The sequence below is a fragment of the Yoonia sp. KMU-150 genome, from assembly GCF_056858355.1.
This window is the reverse complement of sequence record NZ_JBXEQF010000001.1, coordinates 2,327,224-2,347,016: the sequence shown is the minus strand read 5'-3', so window position 1 is coordinate 2,347,016 and position 19,793 is coordinate 2,327,224. Positions and strand designations below refer to the sequence as shown.

General features: G+C 62.2%; 13 protein-coding genes. 8 read left to right on the top strand and 5 right to left on the bottom strand.

Annotated elements, in window-relative coordinates:
• Positions 1-10: 10 nt before the first annotated feature.
• Positions 11-1,378, bottom strand: coding sequence for an SGNH/GDSL hydrolase family protein (locus AC04PH_RS11740; protein WP_483065920.1), 1,368 nt, complete (start codon positions 1,376-1,378; stop codon positions 11-13).
• A 162-nt stretch (positions 1,379-1,540) separates the two neighbouring features.
• Positions 1,541-4,936 carry an ExeM/NucH family extracellular endonuclease gene (locus AC04PH_RS11735; protein ID WP_483065919.1) on the bottom strand — a complete coding sequence of 1,132 codons (3,396 nt, stop codon included), beginning with the start codon at positions 4,934-4,936 and terminating at the stop codon, positions 1,541-1,543.
• 547 nt (positions 4,937-5,483) lie between these two features.
• Here AC04PH_RS11735 and AC04PH_RS11730 point away from each other — a divergent pair.
• The 8 genes from AC04PH_RS11730 (at position 5,484) to AC04PH_RS11695 (ending at position 17,223) form a co-directional block, all read left to right on the top strand.
• On the top strand, positions 5,484-6,539 hold the full coding sequence (locus AC04PH_RS11730; protein ID WP_483065918.1) for a hypothetical protein: 1,056 nt from the start codon (positions 5,484-5,486) through the stop codon (positions 6,537-6,539).
• A gap of 39 nt (positions 6,540-6,578) precedes the next feature.
• Complete coding sequence (locus tag AC04PH_RS11725; RefSeq protein WP_483065917.1) at positions 6,579-9,983, top strand: Calx-beta domain-containing protein; 3,405 nt, start codon at positions 6,579-6,581, stop codon at positions 9,981-9,983.
• Positions 9,984-10,001: 18 nt separating this feature from the next.
• The gene (locus AC04PH_RS11720) at positions 10,002-10,877 is read left to right on the top strand and encodes a HupA family protein (RefSeq protein WP_483065916.1); all 876 of its coding nucleotides are present in this window, start codon (positions 10,002-10,004) and stop codon (positions 10,875-10,877) included.
• A gap of 317 nt (positions 10,878-11,194) precedes the next feature.
• Positions 11,195-12,295, top strand: a complete 1,101-nt coding sequence (locus AC04PH_RS11715) for an ABC transporter ATP-binding protein (RefSeq protein WP_483065915.1) — start codon at positions 11,195-11,197, stop codon at positions 12,293-12,295.
• Positions 12,296-12,372: 77 nt separating this feature from the next.
• Positions 12,373-13,479, top strand: a complete 1,107-nt coding sequence (locus AC04PH_RS11710) for an extracellular solute-binding protein (RefSeq protein WP_483065914.1) — start codon at positions 12,373-12,375, stop codon at positions 13,477-13,479.
• 95 nt (positions 13,480-13,574) lie between these two features.
• Positions 13,575-15,200, top strand: a complete 1,626-nt coding sequence (locus AC04PH_RS11705; protein WP_483065913.1) for an ABC transporter permease — start codon at positions 13,575-13,577, stop codon at positions 15,198-15,200.
• A gap of 4 nt (positions 15,201-15,204) precedes the next feature.
• Positions 15,205-16,098, top strand: a complete 894-nt coding sequence (locus AC04PH_RS11700; protein WP_483065912.1) for an ABC transporter permease — start codon at positions 15,205-15,207, stop codon at positions 16,096-16,098.
• 72 nt (positions 16,099-16,170) lie between these two features.
• Positions 16,171-17,223 (top strand): Hint domain-containing protein, encoded by a 1,053-nt coding sequence (locus AC04PH_RS11695; RefSeq protein WP_483065911.1) that lies wholly within the window; start codon positions 16,171-16,173, stop codon positions 17,221-17,223.
• On the opposite strand, the gene AC04PH_RS11690 is transcribed toward AC04PH_RS11695, so the two are convergent.
• The 3 genes from AC04PH_RS11690 to AC04PH_RS11680 form a co-directional block, all read right to left on the bottom strand.
• Positions 17,189-18,118, bottom strand: coding sequence for an AEC family transporter (locus AC04PH_RS11690; RefSeq protein ID WP_483065910.1), 930 nt, complete (start codon positions 18,116-18,118; stop codon positions 17,189-17,191). The two genes, AC04PH_RS11695 and AC04PH_RS11690, sit on opposite strands and share 35 nt — an antisense overlap.
• Before the next feature lie 66 nt (positions 18,119-18,184).
• Complete coding sequence (locus AC04PH_RS11685; RefSeq protein ID WP_483065909.1) at positions 18,185-19,000, bottom strand: MBL fold metallo-hydrolase; 816 nt, start codon at positions 18,998-19,000, stop codon at positions 18,185-18,187.
• Entirely contained in the window at positions 18,997-19,785 is a 789-nt protein-coding gene (locus AC04PH_RS11680; protein WP_483065908.1) for a TatD family hydrolase, read from the bottom strand. Before AC04PH_RS11680 ends, AC04PH_RS11685 begins: the two co-directional genes overlap by 4 nt.
• Between the last annotated feature and the right edge of the window lie 8 nt (positions 19,786-19,793).

The window sequence follows — 19,793 nt, the reverse complement described above, 5'->3', positions numbered from 1 at the left end:
CTGTCGCCCTTCAGGCGTCTACGGGACAAATCGCTTTCAGGATGCAATCCGCCAGCCGCGCGGCACCTGTTGCGCTCAGGTGATAGCCGTCCGAGGAATAAAGATGCCCGTCGTCGCCGTCGGACCGCAGGATCGCGTTGGCGTCGATCACGGTCAAGCCGCCTCCCGCCGCCACATCGGCAAGGGCCGCGTTATAGACCTGCGCCGACCGCGTGCACTCGACGGCACCGCCATTGATCCGCTCCGCAAAGGGCAAAAGCGTCGTGATGCAATAAACCTCTTTCAACCTTGGACGCCGATGCGCGAAGGTCACGATATCGCGCAGTCGCGCAATGAATATGTCGAGTGGTGTATAGGCGCTTTCATTCGCGGGTCGTTCAAGCATGGCCCGGTACCGCGATGCAAGAGCAATGCATTTGTCCGCGCCAGCCTTACCGCTCAACTGCACGACGTTGGGCATGTCGTCGGGGGCAAAGATGCGTGGCGCGCAGTCGACGATGCCGACGTGGATGATCAGCTTTTCCATGTGGTCGAGCGTCTTTTCGTCCAGTGAGGTCAGGAAATCATGCGCTTGCGGCATCGTGCGTTTGGGATGGGCAAAGGGCTGCAACAGAACGCTGCATCCAGTCGCAAGCAGCCGGTCCTGCAATTGAACGGGATATGCCTCGGTGAAGATGCCGTCGTCACCGGGACGGGCAAAGGCAAGGCTGTCGCTGATCAAAAGGCAGTTGCCGTCATCCCCGTAACGATGCTGAAAACGGGTCAGGAAATTCTGTTGCGACGTAAAGTCGGGCGTCGGGACATAGGGTGGGGCATGTGCTCTGCAGTAGGACATCAACGCGGCGAAGCGGCGTTGCCCCGCCATGCCATCACCCGCTTTCAGAAGGTGGTCGATGGCATCGCATTCGGACAGAACATGGGTCTTGGCCGCCACAACCGCGGCTTTCTTCGCGGCAACGTCCCGGCGTTCTTCCAGGCTCGCCAGCAGGTTTTGCGCGACCTGATCATCGGGATTGCGGGTGCAATACGCACTTTGCACGTCGAGCGCCGCGTCCAGCGCGCCGCTGGCAAGCAACCTGCGTGTCAGAAGCCGTACCGGCCCTGCCGATTGGGGGTAACGGGCCGACGCGATGTGCAACACCGCACTCGCCTCATCAGTCTTACCGTGCGCCATCAGCATGTCGTAAATCGCATAGCACAGTGGGAGCGACGCCTGCGCCGCGAGCGGACCGCCCTCGGCGATCAGGTCCGGCCAACGCCAGTCCACGGATACCTCTACTGCATCCAGATGTGCCAGCAGATCCCGGGCGGCATCACGCGACCGTGCCATATCGCCGGTTTTGAGAGCGGCAATCAGGGGGGATATGTCAGGTCTCATCGCGGATCCGGCTGAGTTGCGTCAGCGTCAACCTAGCCGGGTCGGGGCGTGCGCGACAGGGCCGTGGAGCGAAATCGGACTGCTTGTCGAGGACATATCTGTCAGGCTTTGCAGACAGGCCGCAGATTGCTGCGACCTGTCCCCATTTCGCGCAAGCACGCCCTAGACGATGGCGAGATCGTCGACAAACCGGATGTCATCGGCATCCCAGACGCCGATCAGGTTGATCTTGTCGCCACCCTCCAACTTGATCTGCGTGAAGCCGAAACCCTCGCGGATGCGGGCGATCTCTGCGCCACCAAGGTCCAGCATGTCCTGTGACGTGTCGAAATCGGCGATGGTCGTCGTGTCGCGGCGATGATCGCCGGTGGTTTCGGGGCTGAACATGAAGGTGTCGGCACCGGCTCCGCCGAAGGCGAGATCCCAGCGGCCACCACCGGTGTCGATCATGTCGTCGCCGTCGCCACCGAAGACGAAATCGCGCCCGGCGCCGCCGTCGATCATATCGTCGCCGTCGCCGCCGAAGATCTTGTCGCGGCCCGCGCCGCCATCGATCACGTCATCCCCCCCGTTGGCAAAGACGAAATCGTTTCCGCGCTTGGCGTCGATCTGGTCGGCTTCTTCGGTGCCGCGCAGCACATCGCGCCGGTTGGTGCCGGCGATCAGGTTCAGAACCGGTGCGAAGTCGAAGCTGACGATCACCGGATCATGGTCCGAGTTCCGTGCCGAACTATTGCCGTCGTAAAGCGAAGGGTCGCGCCCGAAGTCGAGGTTGTAGTCGAAGGCGTCGGCCTCGTCGGCGTTGATGTGCCATTCGGTGACGCCCGCGACCTTGCCCGCCAGCGTGTCGTTGGCCAGCGCGTAATCCAGCGTGCCGACGAAACCGTCGAAGACGAAGGAATAGGCGCTTTCGCCAAGTTCTTGGGCTGCGATGTCGGTGTAGCCGTCCGCGCTCAGTTCGGTCAGCGGGTCCTCTTTCGAGTAGGCGTTCAGGTCGCCGAGGATCAGCACGTTTTCGGCACCCTGACCGGTCGGATCGCTGTTGAGCCAGTCGCCGAGAATGTCGGCGGCGGCGGCCCGGGTCGCATTGTTGTTGCCCTGGCCGTCGCCCTGATCCTCGTCTGCGGCAAGACCCGAAAGCGATCCCTTGGATTTCAGGTGATTGACGGATACGGTGATCGTCTCGCCGGTATTCAGATCCTCGAACGTCTGGGCGATGGCGGGGCGGTTCAGCCCGCGGCCCGCGTCGAGCGGGTCGATGAAGTTGCGACCCTCGAAGGTTTCCAGGATCGCCAGATCGCCTTTCAGCGCCACACTGTCCTTTTTGTAGATCAGCCCGTTGGAGATCGCGTCGCCGCCGATGAATTCCTGCCCGGGATCGACGAAGGCGTAGATGTCGGCACCCAGCTTTGCGTTCACGCGACCGACCAAATCCTTGATCGCGAAGGTGTCGCCCGCAAAGTCGTTTTCGATCTCGATCAACCCCAGAACGTTGGCGTCCATCGCGACGATTGCGTTCACCAGCTTGTCCGCCTGCCGTTCGAGTTCGGCGGCGCTGTCCGCGCCGCGCGGACCGGACCCGTTGTCGGTGGTGTTGCCGTTCTCGTCGATGGTGGTGAAGTAATTCAGCACGTTCAAGCTGGCGACCTTGAAGTTGCCGCCGATGTCTTCGGGCTGGTCCTGACGCGGGTTGGTGGAGGTATAGGTGCCGGTCGGCGCGTCGATGCGGTATTCGTCGAAGGAGTAGCTGAGCACGCCCGAAATGTCGGAAATCGTGTCGCCCATCCGGAACGTGTCGGTGTTGGACAGTATGCCATCGTTGCCGTCGATCACGCGGATTTCGTCGGGGTTCTGGTTGCCGAACCCGTCATCCAGCACGACGGTGCGCTGGGCCACATCCCGCAGATATGCGTCGTTGCCCGCGACATCCGGCGCGTTGTTCTGGGTGAACTGCGCGGGCCGATCGCCAGCGGTGACGTTGTACTGGCCAAACCGGTCGAGGTTGAACAACTCCGTCACCGTCATGCTTTGATCGACGTTGACCAGCATGCCTTCGTAGGCTTCCAGATTCGCGACGTAGTTGCCGTTGTCATCGAGCGCGAAAGCGGCGGTGGGGAAAGTCACGTCGACCGCGTCGGGCACGGTCTGTTCGGTGTCCAGCACCGCGACGGAGGTGGCGGAAATCTGCGTCTGGCCGAAGAATTCGCTGACCGTGCCCGTGACCTCGACCAGATCGCCGATGTTCACGTCGACGTCGGGGCTGGAGCCGTCGAAGATGAAGATGCCTTCCGACGTCAGATCGTTGAAATCGTAGTCGGTGATTTCTTCCTGCAGATAAAACCCGTTGCGGTCGCCATTGGTGCCCAGCAGCCCGTCCTGAAAATCGGCGGTGACGATCGCCTGCACGGTCACGATCTGGCCGACCAGCGCGCTTTGGTCATCCGTGCCGATCACCGCACCGGCCCCGGTGCCCGCGTCGCCCTGGATCGTGCTGATCAGAGTGATCTCTGTCGGTGGCGCCACGACATTGGTTTCGCCCGGGGTGGGGGCCTGGGTGACGAAGCTGCCTGTCCCGTCGGGGTCGCGCGCGATGGCGTCGACGGTCGCATCGCCGTTGGCGGCCTCGTTGATCTGGTCGGTCAGGCCGAGTGCCGCAAGCAGTTCCGCGTCATCGGCATCGTTCGTGTCATAGGCGACGGCATCGACAAGATTGTCTGTCGTCGGTGTCTCTGGCGCGGTACCGTCGTAGAGCGCCACGGCATCGGCCCCGTTCTGGATACCGTTGGTCGTGAAGGCCACCAGATCGACGTTGGCGACATTGGCGGACCCCACGACGAAGAAACCGTTTTCATCCGTCGTCTGGCCATTGAGCGAGATCCTGCTGTATTCGCTGTCGTCGCTGCCGTTGAACAGAACGATGTTCAGCCCTTCGAGCGATGTGTTGCCCGCTCCGCCGTCATAGAGTTCGATGAATTCGGCGCTGTCGGTGCCGGGGTTGTCTGCATCGACCTCGTTGATGGTAATCGTGCGCACGGGCGGCTCGGCGGTGAAACCGGCAAGGGGAATCGGTGTGGCGGCGGTGGCATTGTCACTGGCCCCGTCGAGCGCGTTGGGGCCCGAGAAGGTCCATTGTGCGGGGTCGAATGTCGGGCTTGCGGTGGCGCCGGGGACACGCGCGGCCCAGCCATCCATATACTCCCAGGGTTGCCCTGTGCCGTCGGTGTCGATGTCGCCGTAAAGGTCGATCACGGTGCCGTCCTCGAACAGCTCGATCGCGTCGTCGCCGTTCACGTTCATCGCGCTGGTGGTATAATTGGGCGCAAAACCCATGAATTCGGTAAAGCCCGCGGTTTCACTGGCAAGATAGATATAATCGCCAGCGGAAGCGGCCACTGCGGGGAAGGTGAATTCCTCGCCGTCCGACCCACCGCCGTTGTTCGCTCCGCCGATCCCATAGCGCGACAGATCCGCGATATCTTCGGTGACATAAAGCTCGACCCCTTTGGGCAAACCGCCGGTGAGTGGTCCATCGAAAACGGCTGAAATGATAAGTGACATAATGATACCCCCGAGGTGTTTGCAGATGTGCCGCTGCCGATCCTGTGGCCGGATCACGACGTGGTTGTGACAATCTGCACGCAAACCGTCCGTCTTTCCTAGTGCAATCCTGAGTTGACCTTACGTCCGCGCGCAAAAGCGCCGGTCGGGTCTTGTCTGCGAACAGACCGCGCCGGACCGAAATTGATTCGAATGCAGCGTCGGGTGATCAGGCGGCATCGGTGCGATACTTTTTTCGCGGTGTCGGCAATCTCCAATCCTTTGAATCCAAACACGGATTGTTGACGTGGCGTCAATCGTTGTCGTCGAGCGGCAAAGTCAGCGACCTCGACGGAGTTGACAGTCGAAAGATGCAGAGCCTACGCTTGCCATATACGAGCCGAATTTATTCGCTTTATTTTCACAGTCCACACGGCCCGTTGGGGGGCAGGGCGATTTGTACGATGATTTGAAACGCGATTTCGCAGGATTTGCGAAACGATGCGGCAAATGGGTGTCATTTATACTGGTCGCACTCTTGGTCGCCTGCAGACAGGAGAATTCCGTCGTGACGGACCCGCAGAGTTTGGTCGACGTCGTTCCGGCATCGCTGCCCGCCAGCGGGGCGGCGGGATTTGTCGCGGCACCGGGTGCGCAGGGCGGGTCGGTGCAGTTCGGCACCGCAATCGCCATGAGCGACGACACGATCTATGTCGGCGATCCGGGTCGCAATGCGGTCGTCGTGTTCCGGCGCGGGGGAGGCAACAACTGGGTTCGCGGTGACGACTTGCGCGCGCCAAGTGGCGTTCCCGGGTTCGGGCATGATCTCGCCCTGACCGGCGACACGCTGGTGATCGGGGCCTACAGCGCCGTCGGCGGCGAGACCGGGTCTGTCTATACCTATGCCGTAGCAACCGGGCTGACCCGCATCGCGCAGACCGACGCGTCCTACATCGTCGGCTTTTCGGTTGCGGCATCCGATGGTGCGATCGCCTATGGCCAGCGGCGGCAGAACGACCCGACCGAGCAAGCGGGACGCGTCATCGTGCTGCGCGGCGGAACAGAGACGGTTTATGGCGCTCCGACCGCTCCCGACTATTTCGGGGCGAGCCTCGCCATGGCGGGGGCGCGACTATTTGTGCTCGCCCCCGCGATCGGCCCGCAGGGTGGTGCCTTTCTTTATGACGTCACGCGCGGGCCCGACTCGGCGCAGGCTTTTGTCGTGCCGTCCGGGTTGGGCAAGGCGCAATCCGGCAACCCGCTTGCCGTCTCGGACGCGGCCTGTGTCATTTCCGGGGCCGGTCAGGCCGACGGAACCGCTTCGCTGGGGTGGTCGGGGTGCAACCCGTCCGCGCCTTATGTGCTGGACGCGACCGGCCCTGTGACCGGAGAGGGGAATGTCATTGCATTTGCCGACCGTCTGGCAGTGCCGCGTTTTGGTCTGACCGGGCCGTTCAGTATCGACTTTTACGACGGGGCAGGCGCCGCATCGCCTAGCCGGTCCTTCAACGCGGGCGGTGTCGCCGGGGCCACGCGGCGCACGGTCGCGCTGTCCGCAAACTATCAGGCCATTGCCCTCGTTTCGGGCAACGGCACAACGCAACTATTGATCAATCAACGCTAAGCGCCCGCTGCGGGCAGAATAAATTGAAGGGAGACTGATATGGCGATCCATGGAACCGACCAACGGACCCGCGTGACGGATTTCACCACCGAGGGGAACAGTTCAATCGTGGCGGTCGACGGACTCAAGACCGCACCGACCGCGCGGGTATCACAGGTGCCGGAGAACATCGTCGGGACGGGGATCCAGATCGGCGACAATTTCGCACTGACGGCGGGCCATGTCGTGTTTGACAACGGAACGGCGATCGTGTCGGGCCGCGTCACCAAAGGCGCGGATGTCGGCGCGCTCGGGGCGCGTCCATCGACCGGGTTGTTTCTTGCGGATACCAATTTCACGTCCGCCAGCGTGACCTATCCCGATGGCTATTCGACCTCTGCGAATTTCGACCACGATATCGCGTTGATCCAGACGAGTTCCGCCATCGGCGCGACAAATATCGGGATGGCGGTCTATCTCAATCACAAGGACGCCGACGGGATCAGCATCACGACGTCGGGCTTCCCGGCAGCGTTCAATGCGCCCAACACCGTGACCACGACGCCCGTCGATCCGGTTTTCGGATACCTAAACCAGGCGACCCGCGCCTATACCTCGTCCGGTCGGGTCGACAGCACCAATCAGTCCGGCCGGTTCGGCTATGACAACAACGTGGATACCGAAGGCGGACAAAGCGGCAGCGGCGTCTGGACAAAAATCGACGACGGCACGGAAATGAACAAGAAGGTCGCGGCGGTCGTGGGCGTTCACACCAATAGCGGCAACGGCGGACACCTGATTACCGACAACGAGTATCAGGTCATCGCGGCCGCCATGGAGGCGGCCAACGAGAAGAGCGAGACGCTTCCGCAAAGCTACATCATCGGGACCAAGGAAAGCGCGTTGAGTTTCCTGCCGCTGTTCAGTGATGGCGCCGATATCATCAAAGGGACTTTCCTCAAGGAACGGATCGTCGCCGAAAGCGGTGACGACCGGATCGAGGGCGGCAAGGGCGACGACCGGATCGAAGGCGGCGACGGTGTCGACCATGCCCGCTTCTCCGGCGATGTCACCGACTATACGTTCACCATCACTGATGGCAGCAATCCCGACCAGCCCAAGGTGCAGATCGAACATACCGACGGCACCAAGTCCGACGGCAAGGACCAGGTCAAAGAGGTCGAGTTCGCGGTCTTCAATTTTGAAGACAAGCAGAAGCGCGGCGAAACCGGCTTTGGCGAAGACGACGATGGCAACGTGTTCTACGTGCCGCTTCTGGCCGACCTCGACGATCCGACCAAACTGCGCGACGGGCCTGAGATCACGGCCAAGCAGGACGTCAAGGACAGCAACGGCGACCTGATCGGTTCGTTCTCGGCTGAACTGCCCGCCTTCACGTTTGACGGTGACGTGAACTACACGTTCAACATCGGTGCGGATTCCAACATTCTCTATAACTTTGTCTATATCGTGGACTCGTCCGGGTCGATGAGCGGCACGCGGATCACCCAGACCAAGGCGGCCTATGCGTCGCTGACGCAATCGCTGGTGGATTTGGGCATTGCGGCGCAAAGCCAGTTTGCGGTGGTCGACTTCGATTCCAGCGCGCGGTTGTTTCCGGGTCTTGACGCGGCCGGTGCCACGAGCGTCGTCAATGGCCTGAATGCAGGCGGTGGTACCAACTTCGGTCCTGCGCTTGCCCGGGCCGAGGACTGGTTCGAAAGTCTGGCCAACGTCAACAGCGCCACCAACGTGGCCTATTTTCTATCTGACGGTCGGGGGTCGGGGGCCAGCCCGGATCTGCAGACGGTAAACGAGGGGGCCAACCCCGCCACCGTCGACGTGCGGGCCTTTGGCATCGGGAGCGGAGCCGATATCGCCTCGCTGAGCATCATCGACTCGAACTCCGCCACGGTCCTGTCGAGCGCGTCCGACCTGGCCGGGGCCTTTGCGGTGTCGGGTGTGGACAAGTCCACCATCGAAAAGATCGACGTTTTGCTGAACGGCGCCGTCGTCGATTCTATCGCGCCCGGTTCGCTCGCTGACGGGCCGCTGGGCCTGACCTACAGCGGCAGCATCGACGCGATCCCGGTCAAGGCGGGTGACGAGCAGAACGTGACGTTCAATCTGGTGTTCAACGACGGGTCACCGACGGCCACGATCTCGACCAAACTGACCGACGGGCAGAAAGAAGTCCGGCAGGCCTCGTCCGACGGCAAGACCGAGATCGTTTCGCTCAGCGTCGTGCAGTCCGACTATGTCGTCACTGGTACAGCCGAGACGGTCAACGGCAACAATCTGGACAACACGATCCAGGTGGACGGCGGCAACCATCAGGTCTTTGGCAACGACGGTGACGATACCTTTGTGGTCAACGGCGGTTCGGCCGTCATCGACGGCGGCAAGGGCGTCGACACCGTCGTGTTCAACAAATCGCGCGCGGACGCCGGCGTGATCGCCGCCGCAGGCAGCCTGATCACCGTCGGCGACGACTTCACGCTGATCAACGCCGAGTTTGCGCAGTTCACCGATGCGCGTGTCGACCTGTCGACGCTGGTCGAGGTGGCAGAGGTCCGGATCGACCAGCCCACGGTCACAGTGCTGGAGAATGCCGCGAACCCGACAGCTGCCTTCACGCTCGAACTGTCTCAGGTGCTCACCGGCGATGTGGTCGTCGAATACGAGACCGTCGCAGGCACGGCACTGGAAGGCCGTGACTTTACCCCGACGACCGGAACGGTGACCTTTGCGGCAGGTGAGACCTCCAAGGTCATTTCCGTCGATATCGTCAATGATCGCGCTGTCGAGGAGATCGAGGACTTCTCGATCAACCTGACGATCACGCAGGGCGACGCGACGTTCGACGGGGACAGCCAGACCAGCGTGCTGACCGTCGGCATCGAGAGCGAAGACCTCGCCCCCGGCAACAGCCTGCGCTCCAACACGCTGGAAGGTGACGACAGCGATGACGACATTGCCGTCTTCAGCGGCGTCAACGTCATTACCGGCGGCAACGGCAGCGACTATCTGATAGGCGGTTTCCAGGTCGACCGGATTTCCGGCGGCGCGGGCAACGACCTGATCCGCGGCGATGCGGGCACGACGCTTGGCGGCTCCGACGTGATCGAGGGCGGCACAGGTGACGACCTGATGATGGGCGGCAAGGGCGCGGACACTTTCGTCTTCAACACCGGCGACGGGGCCGACGTGATCGGTGCATTCGCGCATGGCGACGTGAACTATGGTCCGATCCTTGGTCACACGGCGACGGCGACAGCCGCCGACTTCCAGCTTGGAATCGACCATATCAAGTTGACCGGCTTTTCGGGCATCACGGCCAGCAATGTCCTGTCATCTGTCACCGACGGTGCCGATGGCGCGGTGTTCAGCGCGCAGGGTACCGAGATCACGATCTTCGGGGTCGACAAGGCCGATCTGTCTGCCGACGACTTCCTCTTCGTATAAATATAAAGGGCTTGAACAATGAACCATTTCACAAAGATGAGCCTGCTTGGCTCTGGCGCACTGTTGCTTACGGCCTGCGGCGGGGGCGGCGGCACGACCATGACACCGGCGGGGGGCGACGAATATCTTGCACTTGCCAATACCGGTGGCGAGGCGGTCACGAACGCCCTGGGCGGAACCGGTTTACAGTCGAACGGTACGACCGGCGCGCTTGCGCTGGTGTCCAATACCGGCAGCCTCGATCACGCCGACCGCAGCCAGACCTTCGGCGACGGCACCGGGACACTGACCGATGCCGACGGCCCGGACGACAATGGTGTGTTGTCCGATGCCAACGGGTCGCTGACCTATGGTGGGCAGGGCTTTACCGGGACCTATACCTACGCCGCACCCTACGCGCAGTCCTACACCGCGGGCGGCACGTCCTATGATGTGACCGGTGTGGGCGGTGTCGTCACGTTGCCTGCGGACATGCCGACATCCGGGATGGTCACCTACACCGGCGAGGCGGTCGGCACGATCGTGACCGCGACGCAGGGCATCGACCTGACTGCGGGTGCGAGCCAGGTGACCGTGACCTATGGTGGAGAGGTCGGCGTGGTGATGAACAGCTTCACCGCGACCGACCAGTTGACCGGCAATGCGACGACCGCGCCGATCGACACGATCTCGATGCAGGACATGACGATTTCGGGGAACGGATTCTCGGGTGGAACGGTCACCACATCGCTGAACGGAACCGACGTGAGCATCACGGGCGCCAACAGTAACAGCACCGCGATGGGAAATTTCTTTGGCATCGACACGGCGGCGAACCGGCCTGACGAAGTTGGCGGCGGCGTGCTCATCACCGGGCCGGACGGCACGATTGCGGGCAGCTTTATCGCGGATTGACCCTAATCCTGATAGATATGCACCAGGCCCGGCCGTACACGCAACGGCCGGGCCTCTTTATATCATGTGGGCGCTTTGACCGCTGTGCCGTCATATTGATGCACGGTGATCGGCGCTCACCTGCGCTGTGATGCGTGTGCTACACAACCTGTCCGGGGACATTCGCCCGCCGTCCGCGCATCGTGCAGGCGAAATCACTGACTTTGACCGGCGGTGACCTGCGCTGCGGGTTTTTGGTTGCACTCTTGCAGTCAGGTTGTTCTAGTCGGTCTCGAAAATCGAGCGGCCGAAGCCGCCGCGACCTAGGGGAGAATTGGGTGTCCGATACTGATGCCAAGTCCGCGTTTGTGGAATTCAAGCGTGTGCAAAAGAGCTATGACGGCGAAGTGCTTGTCGTCAAAGACTTGAACCTGTCGATGCCCAAGGGCGAATTCCTCACGATGCTGGGGCCATCTGGATCGGGCAAGACGACCTGCCTGATGATGCTGGCCGGGTTCGAGACGGCGACACATGGCGAGATCATGCTGGACGGCAAGAACATCAACAACATCCCACCGCACAAGCGCGGGATCGGCATGGTGTTCCAGAACTATGCGCTTTTCCCGCATATGACGGTGGCCGAAAACCTCGCGTTTCCGCTGCAAGTCCGCAAGATGAGCAAATCCGTGCAGGAGGAGAAGGTCGAACGGGCACTGGGCATGGTCCAGATGAACAGCTTTGCCGGACGCCGCCCAAGCCAGCTTTCGGGCGGTCAGCAGCAGCGGATCGCGCTGGCCCGCGCGCTGGTGTTCGAACCCGAACTGGTGCTGATGGACGAACCTCTCGGCGCCCTGGACAAGCAATTGCGCGAAACCTTGCAATTCGAGATCACCAATCTGGCGCACGAGCTGGGCATTACCGTCGTCTATGTGACGCACGACCAGACCGAGGCGCTGACGATGTCGGACCGCGTCGCCGTGTTCGACGATGGGCGCATCCAGCAGCTGGCCCCGCCGGACGAGCTTTACGAGAAGCCTGAAAACAGCTTCGTTGCGCAATTCATCGGTGAAAACAACACGCTGGACGGCGTTGTTCAAGAGATCAAGGGCAACACCTGCATCGTGAAGCTGGACAGCGGCGACGTGATCGACGCGGTCCCTGTGAACGTCGGCAAGGTTGGCGACCGCACCAAAGTGTCGATCCGGCCCGAGCGTGTGGAGTTCAACCCCGAGCGGCTGAGAGCGGGAACGCACACGCTGAAAGCCGAGGTGCTTGAATTCATATATATGGGTGACATCTTCCGCACGCGGCTGCGCGTCGCGGGCAAGGACGACTTTATCATCAAGACACGCAACGCCCCCGACCAGCAACGGCTGGAGCCGGGGCAGATGATCGAAATTGGCTGGCTGCCGGAAGACTGCCGCGCTCTGGACGCCTGACCTTGACCGACAGGAACATCGGTCGCCCGGACCGCTGTTCTGAAAGACCAATCCGGGTAACGAAACGGGAGAAACCAATGAAAATGACCAAGACACTGATGGCCACTTCCTGCCTGACGCTGACCGCCACCATGGCGTTCGCCGATGGGCATATGGCCGATGAAATGACGATCGTCAGCTGGGGCGGCGCCTATTCGGCCTCTCAGCAGAACGCTTATCACGACCCCTATATGGAAATGACCGGCGTCAACATCATCAACGACGAATCCTCGGCCGAAGCCGTGGCAAAGCTGCGTGCGATGAACGAAGCCGGCAACGTCACATGGGACGTGGTGGATGTTGTTGCATCCGACGCGATTCGCCTGTGCGACGAAGGCCTCGCGCTCGAGATCGACGCGGACGAGCAGCTTGCACCGGGTGACGACGGCTCCACAGCCTCCGAAGACTTCGGCGACCTGCTGGTGTCCGACTGCTTTATCCCGCAGATCGTCTATTCGACCACCGTGGGCTATCGCACCGACCTTGTGGGTGACACGCCTCCGACCGAAATCTGCGCGATCTTCGACACCGAAGCCTATCCCGGCATGCGGTCGCTGGAAAAGCGCCCGATCGGCAACCTGGAATGGGCGCTGCTCTGTGACGGCGTCGCCAAGGAAGACATCTACGACGTGCTGGAAACCGAAGAGGGTCAGGCCCAGGCATTCGCCAAGCTCGACACCATCAAGGACAGCGTGATCTGGTGGACCGCCGGTGCTGATACGCCACAGCTTCTGGCTGACGGCGAGGTCATCATGGGTTCGACCTACAACGGTCGTCTGTTCAGCCTGATCGAAGAGCAGGACCAGCCAGTAGCGATGCTGTGGGACGCGCAGGTCTTCGACCTCGACGGCTGGATCATTCCTGCCGGTCTGCCGCCAGAGCGTGAGGCCCGTGCGCTGGACTACGTCCGTTTCGCCACGGACACGCAGCGTCTGGCCGATCAGGCCAAGTACATCAGCTACGGTCCCGCACGTCAGTCCTCGGCACCGCTGGTCGGCACACACGCCGATCTGGGTATCGAGATGGCACCGCACATGCCGACCGATCCGGCCAACGCGACCAACACCTTCCTCTATAACTACGAGTGGTGGGCCGACTATCGCGACGATCTGGATGCGAAATTCCAGGCCTGGCTGTCGCAGTAAGCCTTTGGCGGGGCGCAATGTCCCGCTGATCTGAATACATGCGGTCCCGGATCAACCGGGGCCGCATCACCTGCACGACAGGCACCGGGGACCAGATGTCAGATACCACGCAAATGTTGGCCGCCGACGGCAGACCGCTCAAGGCATCGCTGAACCGCGCATTGCGCCGCCAGAAACTGCGTGCGCTGCTGCTGATCGCGCCGTTGCTGATCTTCATCCTCGTGTCTTTCGTGATGCCGATTGCCGACATGCTGCTGCGGTCGGTCGAAAACCAGATCGTCAGCGACACGCTACCCCGCACCACCGCGACTTTGGCCGACTGGGACGGCGAGGATACGCCCGAAGCTCCGGTGTTCGAGGCGCTGGCCCGTGACCTTGCGGTCGCGGTCGAGGCCAAGGCGCACACCCGGTTGGGCAGTCGTCTGAACTACGAATTGACCGGTGTCTCCTCCCTGTTCCGCAAGACGGGCCGGGGTGTCGACGACATCGGCGAGATGCCGCAGGAGGAGCTGGAAGAGGCGAATCCGATCTGGGAAGAGCGCGACACGCTGGGCACGCTGATCGGCACCGACGACTGGCTGACGGCGATGGGGGACTGGATATCCGACGGCGAGGAGGGATCGCCCCCGTCGTTCGAGGCGCGCGACACGATGGTCGCGCAACTGCCCGATACCACGCGACTTTATACGTCATTCGCGGAAATGGCAGAGGCCGAGGACGACAACGTTCTGAACGAAAAACCCTGGCCGATCCTGTTTCACGTGCTGGCGCAGGAACTCCCCACCGCGGACCTGTCCGCCGAAGGTGTGCCCGCCGATACGAGGACGCTGCTGACAGAGGCCGAAACCGCCCTGTCCGGTGTCACGCTGGCCGACCCAAAAGCGGTGTTTCTGGATATCGACGAGGATTGGGGCGACCACGACGTCTGGAAGACGATCCAGACCTACAGCCCCGATTTTACCAACGGTTACTTCCTGAATTCCATCGACATGCAAAAGGGCCTCGACGGCCCCGAATGGCGCCCCGAGAACGAGCAGATTTACCTGACGCTTTTCGTGCGCACCATGTTCATGTCGATGACGATCATGTTCAGCTGCATCCTGCTGGGTTATCCGATTGCCTGGTTGCTGTCGAACATCCCCGACCGCACCGCGAACCTGCTGATGATCCTTGTGCTGCTGCCGTTCTGGACATCGCTGCTGGTGCGGACATCGGCGTGGAAGGTGCTGCTGCAACAACAGGGCGTCATCAACGATGTTCTGGTCTGGATCGGAATCGTCTCCGACGGTGACCGGCTGCAACTGATCAACAACCAGACAGGCACGATCATCGCGATGACACACATCCTGTTGCCGTTCATGATCCTGCCGATGTATTCGGTGATGAAGACGATTCCGCCGTCCTATCTGCGCGCGGCGAAATCGCTGGGGGCCACGAACTGGACAGCGTTCTGGCGGGTCTATTTCCCGCAGTCGGTGCCGGGCATCGGCGCGGGGTCGATCCTCGTGTTCATCCTGTCTATCGGCTACTACATCACGCCCGAACTGGTCGGCGGCACCAAGGGTGTCTTCATCTCCAACCGGATCGCCTACCATATTTCGACCTCGCTCAACTGGGGTCTGGCGGCGGCGCTGGGAACGATCCTGTTAGTGGTCGTGCTGATCCTTTACTGGGCCTACGACCGGATCGTCGGTATCGACAACGTGAAACTGGGGGGCTGACGCAATGGGTGTGCCTGTCTATGCGACGACCGGACAACGGATCTGGTACTACAGCTTCCGCGTGATCTGCGGGTTGATCTTTTTCTTCCTGATCGCGCCGATCATGGTGATCGTGCCGCTGTCGTTCAACGCCCAGAACTTCTTTACCTTCACACCGGAAATGCTGGCTTTCGATCCGGCGGGATATTCGACCAAGCACTACGAGGATTTCTTCACCAACTCCGACTGGCAGTTGGCGCTGCGCAACTCGCTCAAGATCGCGCCCGTTGCGACGATCTTGTCGGTGTCTTTGGGCACCTTGGCCGCCATCGGGTTGAGCCAAAGCCACGTGCCGTTCCGTCGGGCGATCATGGCGATCCTGATCTCGCCGATGATCGTGCCGCTGATCATTTCCGCCACGGGCATGTATTTCTTCTATTCCAACCCCTACATCCCGATCCCGTTCTACGGGAAACTGGAACTGCCGTTCACGCTGTCGGGCACCTATTGGGGCGTGGTGCTGGCGCACGCCGCACTTGGTATTCCTTTCGTCATCATCACCGTCACGGCGACGCTGGTGGGCTTTGACCGGTCACTGACGCGGGCCGCGGCGAACATGGGGGCGGGGCCTGTCACGACGTTCTTCAAGGTGCAGATGCCGCTCATTCTGCCGGGTGTGGTATCTGGTGGCCTCTTTGCTTTCATCACGTCGTTCGACGAGGTCGTGGTGGTGCTCTTCGTCGGCTCCGCCGGGCAGAAAACGCTGCCGTGGCAGATGTTCACCGGCCTGCGCGAACAGATCAGCCCGACGATCCTCGCCGTGGCGACGATCCTGATCGCGGTGTCGATCCTGCTGCTGTTCACGGTGGAAATCCTGCGCCGCCGATCCGAACGCCTGCGGGGCATGTCACCCAGCTGAAAGTCACCCTAATTCTGCCCGATTTGCCCGATATTGACGTGCACGTAATCTTTGCGCAGCCGGGTCAGCGTTATGCCCTATGACATCTACGTTCTGGACGAATCCGACATCACCGTCAGCGGCGGTAGCCAGTTGGATGGCGTCACTCAGGGTGACGGGTCGCATCTGAATGGGCTGACGATCACGCTGAACACAAACGACTGGTTCGCGGTGAGCATCGATGACGACGATGCCAACTTTCAGGACAACGACAATGGGCAGCGGCTGGACGGCGCGCAGACCATCGACGGCGTGACCTATGCCGATAACACGGTGGTCGAGGCGGAATATTCAATCCAACTGTCGGACGGGGTGAACACCTGGACGGTTGTGGCCTTCAACGTCAACAACTCCTCTCCGTCCTATGGCACGGTCGAGGGGCTGGCTTTCATCGGCGGGCCGGGTGGCTTTCCTCCGGTGGGTGTCCCGCTCACGGTGGTCAGCACAGGCGAGGGGCCGAATTTCGCCGCCAGCAGCTATGCCACGCCGATCTGCTTTACCGCAGGCACCCTGATCGACACGATCACCGGCCCGGTCCCTGTCGAACGGATCGAGGCCGGCGATCTGATACGCACAGCCGACGATGGTTATCAGCCGGTGCGCTGGCACGGGCAGCGCCGTTTCGCGGCCACAGGCGATCTTGCGCCGGTCCATTTCGCTGCCGGGGCCATCGGCAACACGCGCGCACTGCGGCTGTCGCCGATGCACCGGGTGCTGGTGACAGGCTGGCGGGCAGAGCTTTATGGCGGTGAGGATGAGGTACTGGTGCCCGCCAAGGCTTTCGTAAACGGCACGACCATCCGGCGCATCGTGGGTGGCTTGGTCGACTACCATCACCTGCTGTTCGACAGGCATCAGATCGTGTTTTCCGAAGGTATCCCGACCGAAAGTTTCTTTCCCGGCGAGATGGGTCTGAATGCGCTGGACGGCGCGGTGCAGGCCGAGGTGCTTGCGCTCTTCCCCGAACTGGCGGGCGAGGCGGGTCAGTCCGATGCCTTGGCCCGGCCCGCGCTGCGCCTGCGCGAGGCCTGCGCGATGCTGGGCACCGGCGCTACGGCAAGATCAGCAGCCATAGCCAGACTGTAATGATCGACAGGCCAGTCGCGATCAGGACGGCGGAGGCCGCGACACGCTTGGCCCGGCCATACATATTGGCGAAAACATAGGCGTTGACGCCGGGTGCCACGGCACTGGTCAGAATGGCGGAGCGGAAGGCATCGGTGCCGAGGCCCGTCGCGCGGCCCATGCCCCAGGTGATCGCGGGGTGCAGGATCAGCGAGATCGCCACGACGAAGATGATCGTGCGCATGTCGCCCTCGGGTCGGTAGCGATAAAGCACACCACCCAGTCCGAAGAGGGCTGTGGGCAGGGCCGCGCGGCCCATCAGCGCCACGGCATCGTTCAGCACGGCAGGCACGGGGAAATTGGTGATATTGACGGCAAGGCCCAGTGCGATGCCGATGATCAATGCGTTGTGGAACATCGCCTGCAGCACCTTGCCAGGCAGGGCGGCCCGCGATCCGCCCGCGTTGCGCACGATTTCCATCGCGGTGATCCCGACGAGGTAGCCGAAGGGCGCGTGCAGCGCGATGATCGCATAATTGCCCTGCAACGCATCCGCGCCGAATGCGCGTTCGGTGATCGGCAGGCCCAGCAGGACGGTGTTGGAAAACAACCCGCAAAAGCCGATCGCCACGCTGTCCTCCCAATCGCGGCCAAAGATGTAGCGCGCGCCCAGCAGGCCTACAACAAAGCCCGCGAGCGCGCCGGTGTAGAAGCTGCCGAGCAGCGCCAGATCGAAGACCGCCGCCAGGTCGATGGTCGAGATCGCGCCGAACAGCAGGCAGGGGATGGCAAAGCCTTGGGTAAACTTCATCAGCAGATCGACGCCGTCGTCGCTGAAGAACCCGCGCCAGACGGCGACATAGCCGAAGCCCAGAACGATGAAGACCGGCAGGATGACGTCGAGCAGGGCGCTCATTGTCGGGAACCTTTTTGTGGTGGAGGTGTCGGTGCCTCCGGCGGGAGTATTTGCGGCAAGATAATACTAGGGCAGGTGTACCGTGATCGTCATGCCGTCATAGGCGGGGGTGACATGGCCGGGCGTCTCCGCCGCGACGGTGTCGTAATCCAGATCGTTGTGCATGTTCGTCAGCACCGCCTGTTTCGGGGCGGCGCGGGCGATCCAGGCCAGCGTGTTGGCCAGATGCGAATGGGTCGGGTGCGGATCGCGGCGGAGGGCGTCGACGATGAAAGTGTCGAGGTCCTGCAGGTATGGCCACGCTTCCTCCGGGATCTCCGCCACGTCGGGCACATAGGCCACATCGCCGATGCGGAACCCCAGCGCCTCGATGGAGCCGTGGTTGACTTCGAACGGGGTGAAGGTGATGGGGCCGCCCGGACCGTCCACCGTCACGTCGCCGTCGATCAGGTTCAATTCGCAGATCGGTGGGTAGGGCGACCCCTTTGGCTGCACGAAGGCATAGCCGAACCGATCGAGCAGCGCGGTCGAGGTATCGCCGTCGGCCCAGACCTGCAGCCGTTCGCGCATGTTGAAGACCACCATGCGCAGATCGTCCAGCCCGTGCACGTGGTCGGCGTGGGCGTGGGTGTAGATCACCGCCTGCAGGGTGCCGGTATCGGTGTCCAGCAGCTGCTGACGCAGGTCGGGGGAGGTGTCGATCAGCACGGTCGTGCTGCCGTCCGGCCCGGTGCGGCGGACCAGCAAGGAACAGCGCTTGCGTCTGTTCTTGGGGTTTTGGGGGTCGCAGGCGCCCCAGTCGCCACCGGGCCTGTCCGACAGGCGCGGCACGCCTCCCGACGACCCGCAGCCGAGGATCGTGAAGGTAAGGGTGTCGCTCATCCCGCCGCCTTGCTGAACAGCCGGTCGAAGTTGGCGGTCGTCTGTTTGGCAAAGTCGTCCAGCGAGAGGCCGAACATTTCTGCGCCCTTTGCCGCGGTGTGGGCGGTGTAGGCGGGTTCGTTCGTCTTGCCCCGGTGCGGCACGGGGGCGAGGTAGGGGCTGTCGGTTTCGACCAAAATCCGGTCGAGCGGGGCGGCGGCGAAGATATCGCGCACCTCCTGGCTTTTGGGGAAGGTCGCGATGCCGGACATCGACAGGTAGAACCCCCGATCGAGAGCGGTTTTCGCAAGCGTAGGTCCGCTGGAATAGCAGTGCATGACGCAGCTATAGGCCCCGTTGGCATATCCCTCGGACAGGATGCGGGCCACGTCGTCATCCGCCGCGCGCGCGTGGATGATCAGCGGCAGGCCGGTTTCGCGGGCCGCGTCGATATGCACCCGCAGGGATTGCTGCTGAATGTCTGCACTGTCGGCGGTATAATGGTAATCCAGCCCGCTTTCGCCAATGCCCACGAATTTGGGATGCCGTGCCATGGCGACGAGTTCATCGACGGTGGCAAACGGTTCGTCGGCAGCGCTCATCGGGTGGGTGCCGGCGGCGTAGAACACCGGTGCGTGTGCTTCGGCGATGGCGCGCACCTTGGGTTCGTTGCGCAGCCTTGTGCAGATCGTCACCATCCGCGTCACCCCGGCGGCGACGGCCCGGTCGATTACGCCAGCGCGTTCATCGTCAAAATCGGGAAAATCCAGATGGCAGTGACTGTCGACGAGGATGGGGGCAGACATGGCGCGAT